Origin of the sequence: Lacibacterium aquatile, assembly GCF_042683105.1 — a bacterium.
Taxonomy (GTDB): Bacteria; Pseudomonadota; Alphaproteobacteria; order Elsterales; family Elsteraceae; genus Lacibacterium; species Lacibacterium aquatile.
The window spans coordinates 417,150-434,272 of sequence record NZ_JBHUIP010000003.1; the positions used below are offsets into that span (position 1 = coordinate 417,150).

Genomic DNA, 17,123 nt, shown 5'->3' on the forward strand with positions numbered 1-17,123 from the left:
AGCTCTTGCGTCTTTATCGTGTTCAAAGCCTTGGCAGGGCGGATTCTCGCGGCTAGGATGCCGCGCTTAAAAAAAATGCCTGTTCGGGAGAGTTTCATTCATGACCAATCTTGCGCCGCTGATGGCTGGCAAGCGCGGCCTCATTATGGGTGTCGCCAACGATAAGTCGATCGCCTGGGGTATTGCCCAGGCCGTGGCCGCCCAAGGTGCAGAATTGGCCTTCACCTATCAGGGTGAAGCCCTGGAAAAGCGCGTCCGTCCGCTGGCAAGTTCGCTCGGTACCCCCGAGGATCTGGTACTGCCCTGCGATGTGACCGATATGGATTCGGTTGATGCCGTCTTCGCCACGCTGGAAAAGAAGTGGGGCAAGCTCGACTTCCTGCTGCACGCCATCGGCTTCTCGGACAAGAACGAGCTGAAGGGCAAGTATGTCGACACCAGCCGCGACAACTTCCTGCGCACCATGGATATCTCCTGCTATTCCTTCACGGCCGTCGCTAAGCGCGCTTCGACGCTGATGACCGACGGCGGTAGCCTCGTGACCATGACCTATTACGGCGCCGAACGTGTGATGCCGCATTATAATGTCATGGGTGTTGCAAAGGCCGCCCTGGAAGCATCGGTGCGATATCTGGCAGCTGATCTGGGCGCGCAGAACATCCGCGTCAATGCGATCTCGGCCGGCCCCATCAAGACCCTGGCCGCCAGCGGTATTGGCGACTTCCGCTATATCCTGAAGTGGAACCAGTATAATTCGCCTCTGCGTCGGAATACGACGCTGGAAGATTGCGGCGGTGCTGGTCTCTATCTGCTGTCCAACCTCTCGTCCGGCGTCACCGGCGAAACCCACCATGTGGACAGCGGCTATCACGTCGTCGGCATGAAGGCCGTGGACGCGCCCGACATCTCCGTCGCCAAAGACGACTAGCGGTCTTGCTGCCTATCGGCCTTTGGCCTACTTGAGGCTTTTGCTCTAAGGATCACTCCCATGGCCGGGAATAGTTTTGGAAGCGTCTTCCGCTTCACCACCTGGGGCGAAAGCCACGGGCCGGCCTTGGGGGTCGTCGTCGATGGGGTGCCGCCGCGCTTGGCCATGAGCGAGGAGTGGATCCAACCCTTCCTCGACAAGCGCAAGCCCGGCCAGTCGCGCTATACGACCCAGCGGCAGGAAGCCGATCAGGTGAAGATCCTCTCGGGCGTTTTCGAGGGGATGACCACCGGCACGCCGATTTCCCTGATGATCGAAAACACCGATCAGCGATCGAAGGACTATGGCGATATCGCCCAGCGTTATCGACCGGGCCATGCCGATTATGCCTATGACGCCAAATACGGCATTCGCGATTATCGCGGCGGGGGGCGCTCCAGTGCCCGCGAAACCGCAGCTCGTGTGGCAGCGGGTGCCATCGCCCGGCGGATTTTGGGGGAAGATGTCGTTATCCGGGGCGCCTTGGTTCAGATGGGTCCCCATAAGATCGATCGCTCCCGCTGGGATTGGGATCAGGTTGGCAACAACCCCTTCTTCTGTCCCGATCCGGTCGCGGCGGAAGAATGGGCAAACTACCTGGATGGTGTGCGCAAGGCGGGCTCATCCTGCGGCGCAGTGATCGAGGTGATTGTCTCCGGCGTTCCGGCAGGCTGGGGCGATCCGATCTATGACAAGCTCGACAGCGATATCGCTTGCGCGATGATGACCATCAACGCGGTGAAGGGCGTTGAGATCGGCGATGGGTTTGCCGCTGCTGCGTTGAGCGGTGAAGAGAATGCCGATGAAATGCGCGCGGGTAATGACGGCAAGCCGCGGTTCCTCTCGAACCATGCTGGTGGCATTCTGGGCGGCATTTCGACCGGTCAGGATATCGTCGTCCGCTTTGCAGTGAAGCCGACTTCGTCAATCCTCACCCCCCGTCAGACGATCACGGCGACGGGTGAGGAAGTCGATCTCATCACCAAAGGGCGCCATGACCCCTGTGTCGGCATCCGCGCGGTGCCGGTGGGAGAGGCGATGCTGGCGGTAGTACTGGCAGATCAGATGATGCGGCATCGCGCTCAGGTCGGCTAACTTCCGTTCTGCGTATTCGGCATCCCAATACCGCATTTTGAACGAATCCTCCCCCGGACCAGGGCGCTATGTGTTACATAGATCCTGTTGCGGCAAAGCTTGGGCATGCCGTGATATGGCGCAGCGAGCTGGCGAGGGGTCATGAGCTCATTTGATGCCAAAGCCCATTATTTTTTCAAGAAATCCACCTTGCTGGAACTTGAAGACGCGCCCGAACCTTTGGCGGCGGCGCTGAACCTCTGGCGGGATCGTCGGGGCTTGGGGGCTTTGCCCGTCCGTCGCAGCATCCTGGTGACCGACCTGCCGTTGAAGCTGGTCGGGATGACCCATCTCATCGATGTGGAATATGAACCGGACGACCAGTTGCAGTTCCGGGTACGCCTCTATGGCACTGCTATCCCCGTGCAAACGCCCGAGCGTCCCGAAGGGCGGCTGATGACCGAGATGGGATTCGGCGACGGCTACGAAGAGATCATTCTGTCCGATTATTCGGATGTCGTTCGCTCAAAAAGTCCCTGTCTTCATCTTTATGAAGGGATGTTGGATCATCCTGATACGGGGCGACCGTATGTTTATAATCGCCTGATCTTGCCATTGGGGGACGAGGAGGGGCGAGTGGTGGTCTTGATGGTGATGTCCCGCACATTGGCGGGCTAGTTCCATGACGGGGTTCCAACGTCAGAGCCGCAGCTATCGCTTTCTCAAAAGCCAGCCGTTACGCCTGCCCGATGATTTCGAGCCTGATTTTGCCGCGCTTTACGACGTTTGGCGTAGCCATGCGGCCGCTGGCAAAATCCCTGGCCGCCGGTCAATCGACCTGCCAGACCTGCCGCCCGGTTTGCGCGGGGTGACCAATCTGATCACGGTCGAGCCTGCGGACGATGGCTATGATTTCCGCTATCGGCTTTTTGGCAGTCTGCATCGGATGGCGACACTGGCGCCGCCTACGGGGCGACTGATCGGCGAGGTTATTCCGAACGATGGTTTTCTCGCCATGATGCGGGAGCATTATACGGCGGTGGTGACGTCGGGCCTACCTCGGCTCGACCGCATCTCCAGTTCGATCGGTTTTGAGGGGAATCGGGAGATCTATTCCTATGATCGCCTGATCTTGCCCTTGTCTCTCGATGGTAAGACCGTGAGCGACCTCATGACCTGCTCAATCCACACGCCCGATCTATCTCTGTGATGGGGGCGGATCAACTGGTGCTGCCTAACCCGATATGTATAATCCTCACATCCAGAAGACAGGAAATTAGGAAGGGCATGTGGTCGTGCTGATGATTGTGTTCCGCGCGGTGTTCGGCTGATCCAGATATGTCGAGCCTGCAACGGGAAAGTCACCGTTTCCGGTTCCAGGAAAGCCGGTCGATGCGCGTTCCCGAGGATCTGAATCGTCATTTTGCCGAGCTTTACGGTCTTTGGAGTGCCCGCTCCGAGGAGGGGCGACTGCCTGCGCGCCGTTCGCTAGGCCTACCCGACCTGCCGCTGATCCTGCGGGGATCTACCAATCTTCTGGCGGTCGAGGTGCAGCCGGACGGATCGCTCGATTTCCGCTTCCGGCTTTTTGGCAGCCTGCAACGGATGGCGACACTGGCGCCGCCGACCGGACGGCTGATCGGCGAGGTTATTCCAGAGGCAGGTTACCTCGATATGATGCGCCGCCACTATCAGGAAGTGGTGGAGTCGCGGGCGCCGAGACTTGACCAGATATCCAATTCCATCGGTGAGGAAGGTCAGCAGGAGGCTTATGCCTATGACCGGCTGATCCTTCCCCTCTCCTCCGATGGCGAGACCGTGACAGATCTCATGACCTGCGCCGCAAAGGCGAACAGGACTTAGGCTGCAACCGCGAGTTTCTGCGCGTCGGCACCGGCTTTGGCGATAGCCTTTTCGCGGGCGTCTGGAGCTAGGGCAATGCCCTCGGCACGTACAATTTCGACGCTGGAGACGCCGAGGAAGGCGAACACGGCCTTCAGATAGGCTTCCTGATGGTCCATCGCAGCTGCCGGGCCTTCCGAATAGATGCCGCCGCGCGAGGAAGCGACGATCACCCGTTTACCCTTGGCGAGGCCTTCCGGGCCGTTCTCCGTATAGCGGAAGGTGCGACCGGCCTTGGCGATGCGGTCGATCCAGGCCTTGAGCTGGCTCGGGACGCTGAAATTATACATCGGCGCGCCCACCACGATGATGTCGGCGGCCAGAAACTCATCGATCAGTTCGTCGCTGAAAGCCAGTTCGGCTTTGAGTTCTGGCGCCAGATCCTGATCGGCAGCGGCAAAGAGCATCTCGCCCGTCAGATGATTGGGCGTTGTGACGGCGAGATCGCGGGGGGAGACTTTGGCGCCCTGATGGGCTGCTTGCAGCTCCGCGACGATCTTGGCGGAAACGACGCGGCTGACGGAGTTCTGACCGAGCGGGCTCGAGTCCACATGCAGGATATTCATGATTCTGATCCTCGAAGGGGTTGGGCGGATCGCCCTGTCCCGATCAAGTTAATTTCGCGACAATCGATGCGGTAGGCGGCATAATTCGGACTATTCGTTCTATGGCTGGGACAATGGTTATGAGTGTGCCGCAGGATCTCAATGACCTTTTCTATTTCGCCCAGGTGGTGGAATGCGGCGGGTTTGCTGCGGCGGGACGCCGCCTCAATCTGCCCAAATCGAAGCTGAGCCGCCGTGTAGCCTTGCTGGAAGAACGGCTTGGGGTGCGGCTGCTGCAGCGTTCGACCCGCAAATTCTCCATCACCGATATCGGCCGCGATTTCTACCGGCACTGCGTCGCCATGCAGATGGAGGCTCAGGCGGCGCAGGATGTTGTCGATAACGCCAGATCCGAACCCCAGGGTGTACTGAGGGTCAGCGCGCCGATCTCGCTGCTGCATATGCGGGTCAGTTTGATGATCCGCGACTTTCTGCTGCGCTATCCCAAGGTTCGTATTGATGTCGAAGCGGTCAATCGCCGGGTGGATGTGATTGCCGAGGGGATTGATGTGGCTTTGCGGGTCCGCATCCCGCCTTTTGAAGAGGAGGACCTCATTGTCCGCAATCTGGGGGAGGGTGGGGGGGTGCTCGTTGCAAGTCCCGCGCTTCTGAACCGCCAGGGTAGGCCGGCCCGGCCCGCCGACCTTCAGGCTCTCGATGCCTTGGCCATGACCAAGGCGACTGGAAACTTCGCCTGGGATCTTGTGGCCCAGGATGGCGAGAGATTATCGCTGCCGTATCAACCCCGCCTAGTGACAGACGACATGGTTACCTTGCGTGATTGTGCGCTGGCGGGGATTGGGGCTGCCTCGCTGCCGATGTTCATGGTTGCCGAAGATATCGCTGCCGGACGGCTGGAGACCATCCTGCCGGGTTGGTCGCCGCCCAAAGCGATGCTTCAGGCGGCTTTTCCGTCCCGGCGTGGACAGGCGCCGGCTGTACGGCTGTTCATCGACTATTTGGCGGAGGAATTCGGTCGGCCGGAATCCACGGGCAAGTACTGACCGTCAGTCGGCCTGATTCATGATACCGCTCTGGCGAAACGGATTGGCCGGATAGACGCCCAGCACCTTGACCTCGCGGGAGAAGAATCGCAGTTCCTCAAGCGCCAGACGCATCGGCCGCTGATCGGGATGGCCTTCGGCATCGGCATAGAACTGGGCGGCGACGAAGGTGCCGCCGACCATGTAGCTTTCGAGCTTGGTGAGGTTGATGCCGTTGGTCGCAAAACCGCCCATGGCCTTATAGAGCGCTGCGGGGGTGGAGCGGACACGGAACACGAAAGTGGTGATGCAATCGCCCTCATCGACATCCGGCACTTCAGCCACACGGGACAGGACGAGGAAGCGGGTCGTGTTGTTGTGTTCGTCCTCGATATCCGCCTTCAGGATCTCCAGGCCATAGAGGTCCGCCGCGCGGGTGGAGGCAATGGCAGCACTCGATTTGTCGCCGCGTTCAGCTACCAATTTAGCGGCACCGGCGGTGTCATTCTCGGTCGCGGCCTCGAAGGAATGGCTGCGGATGAAATTGCGGCACTGACCTAGGGCCTGGGCGTGGCTATGCACACGCTTGATATCCGACAGCTTGGTGCCCGGAACCACCAGCAGATTGTGGCTGATGCGCTCGAAATGCTCGCCTACGATATGCAGGCCCGACTTCGGCATCAGGTGATGGACGTCTGCAACGCGCCCGGCAATCGAGTTTTCGATAGGGATCAGGGCTCGGTCGGCTTCGCCTTCCAAAACGGCAGAGATGGCTTCTTCAAAGCTTTTGCAGGGCAGCCCGCTTGCGCCGGGAAATACGCTCTGTGCCGCAAGATCCGAATTGGTCCCAGCCGGGCCTAGGAAGGATACGCGACGGATAAGCTCAAGCGATGCCATTTGAAGATCAGTCTCAGGTCAGTTGGTTTTATGGATGAGGGTGCGGGCTTTTTCGAGGTCGGCGGGCGTATCGACGCCAAACGGCGTGGTATGCACGACGGCACAGTCGATGCGCATATCGTCGGCCAGCGCGCGCAGCTGTTCGAGGCTTTCGGATTTTTCCAGCGGATGCACGGGCAGGCCGACGAACCGCTCCAGGCTGGCGCGGCGATAGGCATAGATCCCGATATGGTGCCAACGCTGGATATCGCCTGTCGGAATCGCGGCGCGGCTGAAATAGAGCGCACGGCCGATGGTCTCGCCGTCTTTCAGGGCCAGGGCAATCTTCACGACCGACTTTTCCTGAGCTTCCTGTTCGTCATGAATGGCATTGGCCAGGGTCGCAATGTCGACTGCGGGGTTTTCCAGCGGCGCCAGCACCTTTTGAAGAACCGTCGGCTCCAGGGTCGGAAGGTCGCCCTGCACGTTGACGATGACGTCGAAATCCCGGTCAGGGTCGACGGTGGTCACGGCGGCATAGACACGATCGGAACCCGAGGGCAGGTCGGGGTCCGTCATGACGGCGCTGCCACCGCTGGCGGTGATGACGTCGAAAATCTCCTGATCGCCGCAAGCGACAACCACTGGCCCGACACCCGCTGCGACGGCGCGACGCCAGACATGCAGGATCATCGGCTCGCCGGCGATCAAGGCCAGCGGCTTGTTGGGGAGGCGGGTCGCTTTCATACGGGACGGAATGACGATCAGCGGATTCATGGCGACGGGCGTTCCCTTGACGGACCTTCTTGGTGTTTATGCGTGAGACCTTCACCGGCGCGACATTCGGCCGCAAAGGGCCGAATCCAGCGGCCCGGCAGGCTTAGGAGAGCGAACTTTAGGCATCTTAAGGGCTTACTGCCTATCTAAAAATCCTAAAGATCAGTCGCTTTTTGGTGCAACGATGTCCGGCGATATTGGACAGCGGCCCCTGAACTCGGTATTTTGTCGCCGCACCTGCTGCGGCCACAGGCTCGGCGGGGCGTCGGAAGGGTGCGTACGGACGAAGGAATAACATGTCTGCCAGCTTCGAGTTTAATAAGGTCGCCGCCGCGGTTCTGACCGCTGGTATCGTTGCGATGGGTGCCGGTTTCGTCGGCCGTGGGCTCGTGAAGCCGCACACGCCCGAAAAGAACGTCATCGGCATCGAAGCCGCTGAGGGCACGCAGACTGCCGCCGCTGCCGCTGAACCGGCCGCCGCCGCTATCGAACCCATCGGCCCGCTGCTGGCGTCCGCCGACCCCAAGGCCGGCGAAGCAATCGCCAAGCGCTGCACCGCCTGCCATACGTTTGACAAGGGCGGCGCAAACCGCGTTGGTCCGAACCTCTGGGGCATCGTTGGCGCGAAGCATGGCCATGCTGAGGGTTTTGCTTATTCGGATGCCCTCAAAGGCATGAGCGCCAAGCCGTGGGATTACGAAGAGATCAGCCACTTCATCGCCAACCCCAAGGCCTATGCACCGGGCACCAAGATGGCGTTTGCTGGTCTGCGCAAGGCCGAGGAGCGCGCCAATCTGATCGCTTATCTGCGCAGCCTGGCGGACAGCCCGGTTCCGCTGCCGTAAAAATCCGAATTATTCGGAGCTTGAAGGGCCGGAAGGAGTGTTCTCCTTCCGGCCCTTCTCGTTTTGCGATCCCTCGCCTATAGTACCGACATAAGATCGGTGTTAAGCCGGGTTCTGGGGGGAAGGCATTTCGGGAATGGCGATGATCGAAGCGGGTGCGACTCAAAAAGGGAACGATCGCCGGACAGAAATTCTGAACGTTGCCCGCGACTTGTTGTTAACTCAGGGTTATGACAAGACCTCGATGCGGAACATTGCATCTCGTCTGAATGTCACCCCGACCACGCTCTATCTTTATTTCAAGAATAAGGACGAACTGGTTTTCCATCTCATGGAGGAGACCTTCTCGATCCTCTGGGCCGATCTGGCTGAGGTCGCCGAACCGGTTGGCGATCCGGTGGAGCGGCTACGGCGCGGCCTTGAAATCTATGTGCGGTTTGGCCTCGATCATCCTGATCATTATCGTGTCGTGTTTATGCGCCTGCCGCCCGACACGCGCGTCACGGCCAGTCAGCATGCGCCGGAACCAGGCGATACGAACATCCTGTCCGAACAGGCTTTCCGGCTTCTGCGGGGCGCGGTGGATGCCTGTATTGAAGCGGGGCGTTTTCGTCCTGTCGACGCGATTGCTGCTGCCGAAATGCTCTGGGCGTCGGTGCATGGGTTGACCGCGATGGTTATCCGATCCTCTCGCGCCTTGCATTCGCAGCATGACGTCTTGATCCGCCTGCAACTCGACACCCTTATTCGCGGATTACTAGCCTAGACAAGGTGTGGCTCTTCTTGCAGATTGTAACGACTGCGAAACGAAGGGCGGTGTTTCGATGGTAGATCTTAAGACAGGCTCCGCGCTCGATCTTTGGCGGCGTGCAACCATCGAGGCGGTTCGACGCGAGGCGCCGGATCTGACGGCACGGCAATTGGCAGTTCTCCTGATCGTCTACACCACGCCGCCTCCCCACACCGTCCGTGGTCTTGCCTTGCAGCTCAATATCTCCAAGCCTGCGATTACCCGCGCGGTCGACCGCTTGTCGGAATTTGGACTGGCCAAACGCAAAACGGACCCCGATGATCGGCGGTCGGTCCTGATCCAGCGTACGGTGCGCGGATCTGTCTATCTGTCGGAATTTGCCGATATTGTGACGGCCGCAGCGGCGGAACTGGCAAAGGCCCCGGCTGCTGCATCGTGACCTCTCCCCCGCTATTCCGCTGCCTTTCGTACGGGCCTCTTGCCTCCCTTTGGATCGCCCATGTCTTCTCGGCTCTTGGCTCGGAGGCGTTGCAACTGGCGCTGACCTGGATGGCCGCGCAGGCCGGGGGGCACGATGTGGCGGCGCTGGCGACAGCGCGTTTCGTGGCCGCCATGCTGGTCAGTTTCCTAGCCGCAGGTTGGCTCGACAGCCAGACGCCTCTTCGGATACTTGTCGGATCCGGCGTCATTCGGGCGGCTGCGGCCCTGATCCCGCTGACCGTCATTCTAAGCGGCATATACAGTTTCTGGCCCCTGGCGATATCGACCGTACTGGTGGCTGTGGCCTACGCCGCCTTCATTCCCACTCTCCAGACCCTGGTGACGCGCCTTTCCCGCGATCCGATGGAACTCACCAGCGCCAATGCCCTGTTTGACGGTGTGCCGCGTCTTGGCCGTCTGGTCGGCCCTCCCCTGACAGGGGTTATGCTGTCGCTGATGCCCATGGCTGCAGTCCTGATCGTCAGCCCGGCATTTTATCTCGCCTCCAGCCTTGGAATTCTGGCGGTGGCGGGGTCGGTCCGGCAGGTGTCGCAGAACCGGCCGCCAGCTCCGCGTGGCTGGGCGGCTGTTATCGGCGGCGGTAAGGCGGTTCTGCGCCATCGCCCGCTTGCTCTGCTGATGTTTCTCGAGGTGATGATCAATATCACCTGGGTGACCGGCTTATCGGTCGGCGCTCCTATCGTGATTGCCGAGCAGCGCCCGGACTGGTTGGGGATCCATGGTGCCGGGGCTCTGGGCGCTATCATGGGCGCTTATGGGGTGGGAAATGTGCTGGGGACGCTGGTGCTCGGCAATATGACGATCAAGCGGCCTGTGCTCATCAATCGGTATGGCTCAATTGTGCTTGGCACCGGCTTCACCCTGATCGGGATCGCGGGATGGCTGCCTAATGACTGGATTATCCCGGTGATGCTAGTGGGGGCCTGTATTGCAGCTCCTGGCGGTCCGATGAAGGATTTACCCACGATCACTGCCTTGCAGTCGGTTCTGAAGCCCGACGATATCGGCCCCGCGTTCCGCTTTAAGAACGGGGTGATGTGGGGTTCCCTCTTGCTCGGGTCCCTGCTCGTCGGCCCGCTGAATTATTGGCTGGGCGTCACTGGAGGAATGGTTGCCGCAGCGGTTGCACTGATATTGGCGGGCGCTTTGAGCTGGCGCGTGCAGGAGATCAGGCTCTAGCTGCTGTCACCAGTTCACGGGTGTAGTCGGCTTCTGGCGCATCGAAAACCTTTGCTGCGGGGCCTTCCTCGACAATTCTGCCATGCCGCATCACGAGGATGCGGTGACTCATGGCCCGCACCACGGCCAGATCGTGGCTGATGAAGATGTAAGCAATGCCATGCCGACGCTGGAGGTCGCGCAACAGATCAATCACCTGGGCCTGAACGGTCCGGTCCAAGGCCGATGTCGGCTCGTCCAGGACAATCACCTTCGGCTGCAGGATCAGGGCGCGGGCGATGGCGATGCGCTGGCGCTGCCCACCTGAGAATTCATGCGGATAGCGGTGGCGCAACTCGGGATCGAGATCGACTTCGCGTAAAGCCGCGACAATGCGGGCATCGCGCCCCTCTTGCGTTGGCTCCAACTTATGCAGATCCAGGCCTTCGCCGATCAGGTCGCCGACCGTCAGGCGGGGGTTGAGGGCGCCGAAGGGATCTTGGAAAACGATCTGGAAGTTGCGTCGATGAGGGCGCAGGGCGCGGCCGGATAGCTTGCCAAGATCAGCGCCCGCCATCTGGATTGATCCACCGGCTGCCAGCAAGCCGACCAGGGCATAACCGAGCGAGCTTTTCCCCGATCCACTTTCGCCAACGACGCCCAGCGTTTCGCCGGCCTTCAGGGTCAGCGAAACGCCGTCGACGCCTTTGACGTGGCCAACGGTTCGGCGCAGCACGCCAGCCTTGATCGGAAACCAGACTTTGACCTCCTTGGCTTCGACCAAAGTCACCGCATCGGGCGCGAGAGGGGCCGGCTCGCCGTTGGGCTCGGCATCGATAAGGCCGCGGGTATAGGCGTGCTGCGGGTTGCTTAGGATAGCGTCCGTAGCGCCCTGTTCGACCATCTGTCCGCGCTGCATTACGATCACACGGTCGGCCATGCGTCGTACGACGGACAGATCATGGGTGATCAGCAGCAGCCCCATTCCCCGACGGGCCTGAAGGGTCTTGAGCAAGGCCAAGATCTGAACCTGCAAGGTGACATCGATAGCCGTGGTGGGTTCGTCCGCGATCAGCAGATCCGGATCGCCCGCCAAGGCTGCCGCGATCATCACGCGCTGGCGCTGGCCGCCTGACAGTTGATGGGGATAGGAGGGTAGGCGCGTTTCTGGATTATCGATCCCGACCTCTGTCAGCAGTTCGATAATTCTGGCCTTCAGGGCGGCTCCGGTCAGGCGATACTTCAGGGTCAGGGTTTCACCGATCTGCTGCTCGACCGTATGGAGCGGGTTCAGGGCGGTCATCGGCTCCTGAAAAATGATCGCTGCCTTGGTGCCGCGCACTTTACGCCGTTCGGAATCTGGGGCGTCGCGCATATTGACCCCCGCCAGGGTGATCGCGCCTTCGATGCTGGCGGTGGGAGGCAGCAGAGCCAGGGCAGCCAACGCGGTGACCGATTTGCCGGACCCGCTTTCCCCAACGATGGCCAGGGTTTCGCCTGCTGAAATCTGCAGATCCAGCCCCTGGACTGCGGGGTTGGTTGCTCCGGCGAACTGGATTCCGAGACCGCGAATATCGAGCAGCGGCGCGTTCATCGCAGACCTCGCCTGGGGTCGAAGGCGTCGCGTACAGCCTCGCCGACAAAAACCAGCAGCGTCAGCATGCTCGCTAGGACAGCGAACCCGGTGATACCCAGCCAGGGGGCTTGAACGTTATTCTTGCCCTGGGCCAGCAGCTCGCCAAGGGACGGAGAACCGGGGGGGAGCCCAAAGCCCAGGAAATCGAGGCTGGTCAAAACGCTGATCGAGGAATTCATGATGAAGGGCACAAAGGTGATGGTGGCGACCATGGCGTTCGGCAGCACATGGCGCAGCAGGATGGTCAGATCGCCCGCCCCCAGTGCGCGGGCAGCCCGCACATAGTCAAAATTACGCACCCGCAGCACCTCGGCCCGGACAACCCCTTCAAGCGCCATCCAGGAGAACAGGACCATCAGGCCCAGTAGCCACCAGAAGTTTGGCGTCACGATACTCGCGAGGATGATGAGGAGGTAGAGCACAGGCAACCCGCCCCAGACCTCGATGAACCGCTGCATGCCAAGATCGACCCAGCCGCCGTAGTAACCCTGTAGAGCGCCAACCGTTACGCCGATCACAGAACTGATCAAAGTCAGGCACAAGCCGAACAGCACAGAGATTCGAAAGCCATAGATAAGGCGGGCGAGAACGTCCCGCGCCTGATCGTCGGTGCCGAGCAAATGCTGGCTGTCGGGGCGCGAGGGGGCTTGCCCGCCCAGATCTTTGGAAACCGTATCGAAGGCAAAGGGAATGAGCGGCCAGAGCATCCAGCCGTTTTTCTCCTTCACCAGATCGCCGAAATAAGCGTCGCGATAGTCTGGTTCAGTCGGGAAGTCGCCGCCGAAATCAGTTTCGACGTAGGAGATGAAGACGGGTGAAAACAGCCCGTCGTCGGTCTTGACCAGCAGAGGGCGGTCGTTGGCGATCAGTTCGGCGAACAGGGTCAGGATGAAAATCGTCGTGAACAGGATTGCCGACCAATAGCCGCGACGATTGGCGATGAAAGCTTGTAGGCGTCTATGGGCCAAGGGCGAGAGCTTAACCATGGCGCTTCTCGAAATCGATGCGCGGGTCGACGACCGTATACATGATATCGCCCAGAAGATGCAGAAGCAGACCGATGAGCGTGAAGACATAAAGTGTGCCGAACATCACCGGATAATCGCGGCTGACCGCTGCCTCGAACCCCAGCAATCCGATACCGTCCAGGGAGAAGATCGTCTCGATCAGCACAGATCCCGTGAACATCAGGGCGATGAAGCTGGCTGGGAAACCTGCGATCACCAGCAGCATGGCGTTGCGGAAGATATGGCGGTAGAGCACGCGGTTTTCGGTCAAACCCTTGGCACGCGCCGTCAGTACGTATTGTTTGCCGATTTCCTCGATGAAACTGTTCTTCGTCAGCAGCGTCAGGGTGGCAAAGCTGCCCAGCACCATTGCGGTGATCGGCAGCGCCATGTGCCAGAAATAATCGATGATTTTGCCGCCCAGGCTCAAGCTTGCGAAATCACTTGAAACCAGCCCCCTCAATGGGAACCACTGAAAGTAGGATCCGCCCGCGAACAGGATGATCAACAGCACGGCGAACAGGAACGAGGGGATGGAGTAGCCGATAACGATGGCGGTCGAACTCCAGACATCGAAGCGACTGCCATCGCGTACGGCCTTCATGATGCCCAGCGGAATGGAGATCCCGTAGCTGATCAGCAGCGTCCAGAGGCCCAGCGAGATCGAGACCGGTAGCTTGTCGATCACCAGATCCACGACTTTACGATCCCGGAAGAAGCTCTTGCCGAAATCGAAGGTCGCATAGTTCTTCATCATCCGGACAAACCGCTCCACCGGCGGCCTGTCAAAGCCATACATCCGTTTGATCTCTTCGATCAGCTCAGGCCGCAGACCGCGTGCGCCTTTGCCGACCTCGGCACTTGTATTGCCGATCAGTTCGCCGCCGCCGGTGATGCGCGCCAGGGTGCCGCCATCACGACCCTTGAAGGCGGCAATCGTCTGTTCGACCGGCCCGCCGGGAGCGGCCTGCACGACCAGAAAATTGATCACCATGATCCCGAACAGGGTCGGGATCATCAGCAACAGGCGTCGGATGATATAGGCGAGCATCAGTTGGCTTTACGGCCTATGGCAGCTGCTTTCTTGGGATCAATCCACCAGGTGTTGATATCGACCCCTGCTTTGATGCGTTTGTCCGTTCGGCCGAACATGTCCCAATGGGCAACCCAGACCTTACCGAGGTTCCAGTGCGGCACGGTGTAGTAACCCCACTGCAAGACTCGGTCGAGCGCCTTGGTGGCCGTCTGCAGATCTTCACGCGATTTGGCGGTGATAACCTGTTCGATCAGCGCATCGATGGCAGGAGATTTGATGCCCAATGTATTGCGCCCACCCGGTTCATCGGCAGCTGCCGATCCAAAGAAATCACGTTGCTCGTTGCCCGGCGAATCCGACTGCGCGAATAGTTCGACGGTCATGTCGAAATCGAAGCGCTTCATCCGCTCTTCATATTGTGCGGGATCAACCACGCGAACGTTTGCTTTGATCCCGAGCAATTCGAGGTTTTTGGTGAAAGGCAGGGCGATCCGCTCATATGCCGGGTTTTCCAGGAGAATTTCGAACACGAATTCTTGGCCCTGCGCATTGGTCAGCTTGCCGTTTTTCGGCTCCCAGCCAGCTTTCTTGAGAAGGGCAAGTGCTTCGCGCAGTTGCGGGCGGATATTGCCGCTGCCGTCCGTGACCGGTGGTTTATATTCCGTCGTGAAAACTTCGTCCGGGATTTTGCCGCGCCAGGGCTCCAACAGTTTGAGTTCGGCGGGAGATGGCAGGCCGGTCGCGCCCAAGTCCGAATTGTCGAAGAAGCTGCGGGTGCGCTTATAGAGCCCGAAGAACAGCGTCTTATTGGACCATTCGAAGTCGAGGGCGAGGATGATGGCACGTCGGACATCGCGATCCTGGAACTGCGGGCGGCGCAGATTCATGCCGAAGCCCTGCATGCCTGCAGTCTGCTCGGTTTCAAACGCCTCCTTCTTGATTCGCCCATCGGCAACCGGTGGCTTGTCGTAGCGCTGGGCCCAGCTGAGCGCGCTGGTCTCCCGGCGCCAGTCGATTTGGCCTGCGAAGAAAGCTTCCAGCGCGATGGTGTCGTCGCGGAAATATTCGTAGCGGAGGGTGCCGAAATTCGCATGCCCACGGCTGACCGGCAGATCCTTGCCCCAATAGTCCGGCACGCGGGACAGCACGATGCTTTTGCCTGCGTCGACACTGGCGATCTTGTAGGGACCGCTGCCGAGCGGTGGTTCAAGAGAGGTCTTATCGAAGGCATTCTTCGAGTAATAGGCCTTCGAGAGAATGGGCATCTGCATCAGAATCAGCGGCAGTTCACCGTTGTTGCCGTCCTTGAAACGGAAGGTGACCTTATGCGGCCCTTCGATATCCACCTTCACCACATCGCCATAGTAGCTGCGAAAAAAAGGCAGTCCCTTTTCGCGCAGGATCTGAAAGGTGAATTCGACATCTTCGGCTGTGATCGGCGACCCATCATGGAAACGCGCCTCGGGCCGGAGTGCGAAGGTGACCGACGTCCGGTCGGGTGCGATGTCGATGGTCTGGGCGATCAACCCGTAATAGCTGAAAGGCTCATCGGCAGAGGGGCGACCCAGGGTGTCGAAAGTCAGCCCCGCTCCGACTGCCTTTTTCCCAGCCAGGATGAAAGGATTGAGACTGTCGAAGGTCCCGGAAACACCCAGACGAACCTCCCCCCCTTTGGGAGCGTCTGGATTGACGTAATCGAAATGCGTAAAGCCTGCCTGATATTTCGGGGTGCCGTGCATGGCGATGCCATGGACCGGTTCGGCGGTGGCGGGAAGCGCCAGGACTGCGGTCGCGAACAGGGCAAGGGCGGGCAATCGCATTGGGTCGGGTGCTCCTTTGAGCCTGGGGTGCCTTCCCGCATGTTACGGGGCGGTGATGAAAGTGCCACACAAAAAGCCGACATCTTTCCGGCATGTTTGTGGTCAAACCCGCATTATCTCCAACTTCTGCAACGTGATTGATGCAAATGGTTATCTTGCCAGTTGCTTCGCAATCGATATAAATGCCGTGATTTTGTCATAACTTTATACCGACAGCAGGGGTTGGCGATGTCCGATCAGAAGTACCGCCTAGTTACGCGTTCCGATTTCGACGGCCTCGTCTGCGCCATGGTTCTTAAAGAACTGGACATGATCAATGAGATCAAGTTCGTGCATCCCAAGGACATGCAGGACGGCAAGGTCGAGATCACCAAAAACGATATCACGACCAACCTGCCTTACGTTGAAGGCGTTCATCTCGCCTTTGATCATCATGCCTCGGAAACCATCCGCGTCGGCAAGAAAGACAATCACATCATCCTTCCGGATGCGCCGTCGGCAGCCCGCGTCGTCTATGAATATTACGGCGGCAAGGCCAAGCTGCCCCGCATCTCCGAAGAAATGATGCTCGCCGTCGACAAGGGCGACTCGGCCCAGTTCAGCCTGGACGAAGTGCTGAACCCGACCGGCTGGAACCTGATGAATTTCATCATGGACAGCCGCACCGGCCTCGGTCGTTTCCGCGATTTCCGCATCTCGAACTATCAGCTGATGATGGAGCTGATCGACTATTGTCTCGATCACACCATCGAAGAAGTCCTGGCTCTGCAGGACGTCAAAGAGCGTACCGATCTCTATTTCGAACAGGAAGCCAAGTTCAAGGAACAGGTGAAGCGCTGCGCCACCGTCCATCAGAACGTCATTGCGCTGGACCTGCGCGGCGAAGACCCGATCTGGGCGGGTAACCGCTTCATGATCTATGCGCTCTTCCCGGCAACCAATATCTCAATCCACATCATGCGCGGGTTCCAGAACCTCAACACGGTGTTTGCCTGCGGCAAGTCGATCTTCGACCGTGGCTCCAAGACAGACGTTGGCGCGCTGATGCTGGAATTCGGCGGCGGCGGGCATCATGCCGCCGGTACCTGTCAGGTCGATAACGACAAGGCCGAAGCGACGTTGCAGACGCTGATCAAGCGTATGAACGCCGACGGCTGATCCATCCCGCAAGGGAAACTGACCCGC

At 59.7% G+C, this 17,123-nt stretch carries 18 protein-coding genes; 11 read left to right on the forward strand and 7 right to left on the reverse strand.

All coding sequences use genetic code 11. The features are described 5' to 3' along the window. Positions 1–100: 100 nt before the first annotated feature. The 5 genes from fabI to ACFSM5_RS04000 all read left to right on the forward strand — a co-directional run bounded on the left by fabI (position 101) and on the right by ACFSM5_RS04000 (position 3,904). Complete coding sequence (fabI, locus tag ACFSM5_RS03980) at positions 101–928, forward strand: enoyl-ACP reductase FabI (protein WP_379874945.1); 828 nt, start codon at positions 101–103, stop codon at positions 926–928. A 60-nt stretch (positions 929–988) separates the two neighbouring features. Next, entirely contained in the window at positions 989–2,062 is a 1,074-nt protein-coding gene (aroC, locus tag ACFSM5_RS03985) for a chorismate synthase (protein ID WP_379874946.1), read from the forward strand. Between the two features lie 141 nt (positions 2,063–2,203). Continuing rightward, positions 2,204–2,719 carry a PAS domain-containing protein gene (locus ACFSM5_RS03990; RefSeq protein WP_379874947.1) on the forward strand — a complete coding sequence of 172 codons (516 nt, stop codon included), beginning with the start codon at positions 2,204–2,206 and terminating at the stop codon, positions 2,717–2,719. 4 nt (positions 2,720–2,723) lie between these two features. Continuing rightward, positions 2,724–3,251: a PAS domain-containing protein gene (locus tag ACFSM5_RS03995; protein ID WP_379874948.1), complete on the forward strand. Its 528-nt coding sequence runs from the start codon at positions 2,724–2,726 to the stop codon at positions 3,249–3,251. A 182-nt stretch (positions 3,252–3,433) separates the two neighbouring features. Further along, positions 3,434–3,904: a PAS domain-containing protein gene (locus ACFSM5_RS04000; RefSeq protein ID WP_379874949.1), complete on the forward strand. Its 471-nt coding sequence runs from the start codon at positions 3,434–3,436 to the stop codon at positions 3,902–3,904. Here ACFSM5_RS04000 and ACFSM5_RS04005 read toward each other — a convergent pair. Next, on the reverse strand, positions 3,901–4,509 hold the full coding sequence (locus ACFSM5_RS04005; RefSeq protein WP_379874950.1) for an FMN-dependent NADH-azoreductase: 609 nt from the start codon (positions 4,507–4,509) through the stop codon (positions 3,901–3,903). The genes ACFSM5_RS04000 and ACFSM5_RS04005 overlap by 4 nt on opposite strands. A 119-nt stretch (positions 4,510–4,628) precedes the next feature. Here ACFSM5_RS04005 and ACFSM5_RS04010 point away from each other — a divergent pair, with 119 nt between their 5' ends. Next, positions 4,629–5,552: a LysR substrate-binding domain-containing protein gene (locus ACFSM5_RS04010; RefSeq protein WP_379874951.1), complete on the forward strand. Its 924-nt coding sequence runs from the start codon at positions 4,629–4,631 to the stop codon at positions 5,550–5,552. Positions 5,553–5,555: 3 nt separating this feature from the next. On the opposite strand, the gene ACFSM5_RS04015 is transcribed toward ACFSM5_RS04010, so the two are convergent. Together ACFSM5_RS04015 and ACFSM5_RS04020 are read right to left on the reverse strand one after the other, a co-directional pair. Further along, positions 5,556–6,428 carry a prephenate dehydratase gene (locus ACFSM5_RS04015; RefSeq protein ID WP_379874952.1) on the reverse strand — a complete coding sequence of 291 codons (873 nt, stop codon included), beginning with the start codon at positions 6,426–6,428 and terminating at the stop codon, positions 5,556–5,558. An 18-nt stretch (positions 6,429–6,446) separates the two neighbouring features. Continuing rightward, complete coding sequence (locus ACFSM5_RS04020) at positions 6,447–7,184, reverse strand: 3-deoxy-manno-octulosonate cytidylyltransferase (RefSeq protein ID WP_379874953.1); 738 nt, start codon at positions 7,182–7,184, stop codon at positions 6,447–6,449. 296 nt (positions 7,185–7,480) lie between these two features. Here ACFSM5_RS04020 and ACFSM5_RS04025 point away from each other — a divergent pair, with 296 nt between their 5' ends. The 4 genes from ACFSM5_RS04025 to ACFSM5_RS04040 all read left to right on the forward strand — a co-directional run bounded on the left by ACFSM5_RS04025 (position 7,481) and on the right by ACFSM5_RS04040 (position 10,460). After that, the gene (locus ACFSM5_RS04025) at positions 7,481–8,029 is read left to right on the forward strand and encodes a c-type cytochrome (protein ID WP_379874954.1); all 549 of its coding nucleotides are present in this window, start codon (positions 7,481–7,483) and stop codon (positions 8,027–8,029) included. A gap of 136 nt (positions 8,030–8,165) precedes the next feature. Next, complete coding sequence (locus tag ACFSM5_RS04030; RefSeq protein ID WP_379874955.1) at positions 8,166–8,795, forward strand: TetR/AcrR family transcriptional regulator; 630 nt, start codon at positions 8,166–8,168, stop codon at positions 8,793–8,795. Positions 8,796–8,853: 58 nt separating this feature from the next. Further along, entirely contained in the window at positions 8,854–9,219 is a 366-nt protein-coding gene (locus tag ACFSM5_RS04035) for a MarR family transcriptional regulator (protein WP_379874956.1), read from the forward strand. Next, positions 9,216–10,460, forward strand: a complete 1,245-nt coding sequence (locus tag ACFSM5_RS04040; RefSeq protein WP_379874957.1) for an MFS transporter — start codon at positions 9,216–9,218, stop codon at positions 10,458–10,460. The genes ACFSM5_RS04035 and ACFSM5_RS04040 overlap by 4 nt, the downstream gene beginning before the upstream one ends. Here the strand turns inward: ACFSM5_RS04040 and ACFSM5_RS04045 are convergent. Genes ACFSM5_RS04045 through ACFSM5_RS04060 form a run of 4 tightly spaced genes read right to left on the reverse strand, consistent with a single transcriptional unit; the run spans position 10,450 to position 15,938 of the window. Next, a complete protein-coding gene (locus ACFSM5_RS04045) occupies positions 10,450–12,033 on the reverse strand; it encodes an ABC transporter ATP-binding protein (RefSeq protein ID WP_379874958.1) in 1,584 nt (527 codons plus the stop codon). The genes ACFSM5_RS04040 and ACFSM5_RS04045 overlap by 11 nt on opposite strands. Continuing rightward, a complete protein-coding gene (locus tag ACFSM5_RS04050) occupies positions 12,030–13,061 on the reverse strand; it encodes an ABC transporter permease (RefSeq protein WP_379874959.1) in 1,032 nt (343 codons plus the stop codon). Before ACFSM5_RS04050 ends, ACFSM5_RS04045 begins: the two co-directional genes overlap by 4 nt. Further along, positions 13,054–14,133, reverse strand: a complete 1,080-nt coding sequence (locus tag ACFSM5_RS04055) for a microcin C ABC transporter permease YejB (protein ID WP_379874960.1) — start codon at positions 14,131–14,133, stop codon at positions 13,054–13,056. Before ACFSM5_RS04055 ends, ACFSM5_RS04050 begins: the two co-directional genes overlap by 8 nt. Further along, positions 14,133–15,938 (reverse strand): extracellular solute-binding protein, encoded by a 1,806-nt coding sequence (locus ACFSM5_RS04060; protein WP_379874961.1) that lies wholly within the window; start codon positions 15,936–15,938, stop codon positions 14,133–14,135. The genes ACFSM5_RS04055 and ACFSM5_RS04060 overlap by 1 nt, the downstream gene beginning before the upstream one ends. Positions 15,939–16,166: 228 nt before the next feature. Between ACFSM5_RS04060 and ACFSM5_RS04065 the strand changes: the two genes are divergently transcribed. Further along, positions 16,167–17,096 (forward strand): exopolyphosphatase, encoded by a 930-nt coding sequence (locus ACFSM5_RS04065; RefSeq protein WP_379874962.1) that lies wholly within the window; start codon positions 16,167–16,169, stop codon positions 17,094–17,096. The last annotated feature ends 27 nt before the right edge of the window (positions 17,097–17,123 follow it).

Coding starts and splice junctions, on each gene's coding strand:
- ACFSM5_RS04020 (WP_379874953.1), bottom strand. CDS start 7,184: ATGAATCCGCTGATCGTCATTCCGTCCCGTATGAAAGCGACCCGCCTC.
- ACFSM5_RS04010 (WP_379874951.1), top strand. CDS start 4,629: ATGAGTGTGCCGCAGGATCTCAATGACCTTTTCTATTTCGCCCAGGTG.
- aroC (WP_379874946.1), top strand. CDS start 989: ATGGCCGGGAATAGTTTTGGAAGCGTCTTCCGCTTCACCACCTGGGGC.
- ACFSM5_RS04025 (WP_379874954.1), top strand. CDS start 7,481: ATGTCTGCCAGCTTCGAGTTTAATAAGGTCGCCGCCGCGGTTCTGACC.
- ACFSM5_RS04005 (WP_379874950.1), bottom strand. CDS start 4,509: ATGAATATCCTGCATGTGGACTCGAGCCCGCTCGGTCAGAACTCCGTC.
- ACFSM5_RS03990 (WP_379874947.1), top strand. CDS start 2,204: ATGAGCTCATTTGATGCCAAAGCCCATTATTTTTTCAAGAAATCCACC.
- ACFSM5_RS04030 (WP_379874955.1), top strand. CDS start 8,166: ATGGCGATGATCGAAGCGGGTGCGACTCAAAAAGGGAACGATCGCCGG.
- ACFSM5_RS03995 (WP_379874948.1), top strand. CDS start 2,724: ATGACGGGGTTCCAACGTCAGAGCCGCAGCTATCGCTTTCTCAAAAGC.
- ACFSM5_RS04065 (WP_379874962.1), top strand. CDS start 16,167: ATGTCCGATCAGAAGTACCGCCTAGTTACGCGTTCCGATTTCGACGGC.
- ACFSM5_RS04035 (WP_379874956.1), top strand. CDS start 8,854: ATGGTAGATCTTAAGACAGGCTCCGCGCTCGATCTTTGGCGGCGTGCA.
- ACFSM5_RS04050 (WP_379874959.1), bottom strand. CDS start 13,061: ATGGTTAAGCTCTCGCCCTTGGCCCATAGACGCCTACAAGCTTTCATC.
- ACFSM5_RS04000 (WP_379874949.1), top strand. CDS start 3,434: ATGCGCGTTCCCGAGGATCTGAATCGTCATTTTGCCGAGCTTTACGGT.
- ACFSM5_RS04060 (WP_379874961.1), bottom strand. CDS start 15,938: ATGCGATTGCCCGCCCTTGCCCTGTTCGCGACCGCAGTCCTGGCGCTT.
- ACFSM5_RS04015 (WP_379874952.1), bottom strand. CDS start 6,428: ATGGCATCGCTTGAGCTTATCCGTCGCGTATCCTTCCTAGGCCCGGCT.
- ACFSM5_RS04045 (WP_379874958.1), bottom strand. CDS start 12,033: ATGAACGCGCCGCTGCTCGATATTCGCGGTCTCGGAATCCAGTTCGCC.
- fabI (WP_379874945.1), top strand. CDS start 101: ATGACCAATCTTGCGCCGCTGATGGCTGGCAAGCGCGGCCTCATTATG.
- ACFSM5_RS04055 (WP_379874960.1), bottom strand. CDS start 14,133: ATGCTCGCCTATATCATCCGACGCCTGTTGCTGATGATCCCGACCCTG.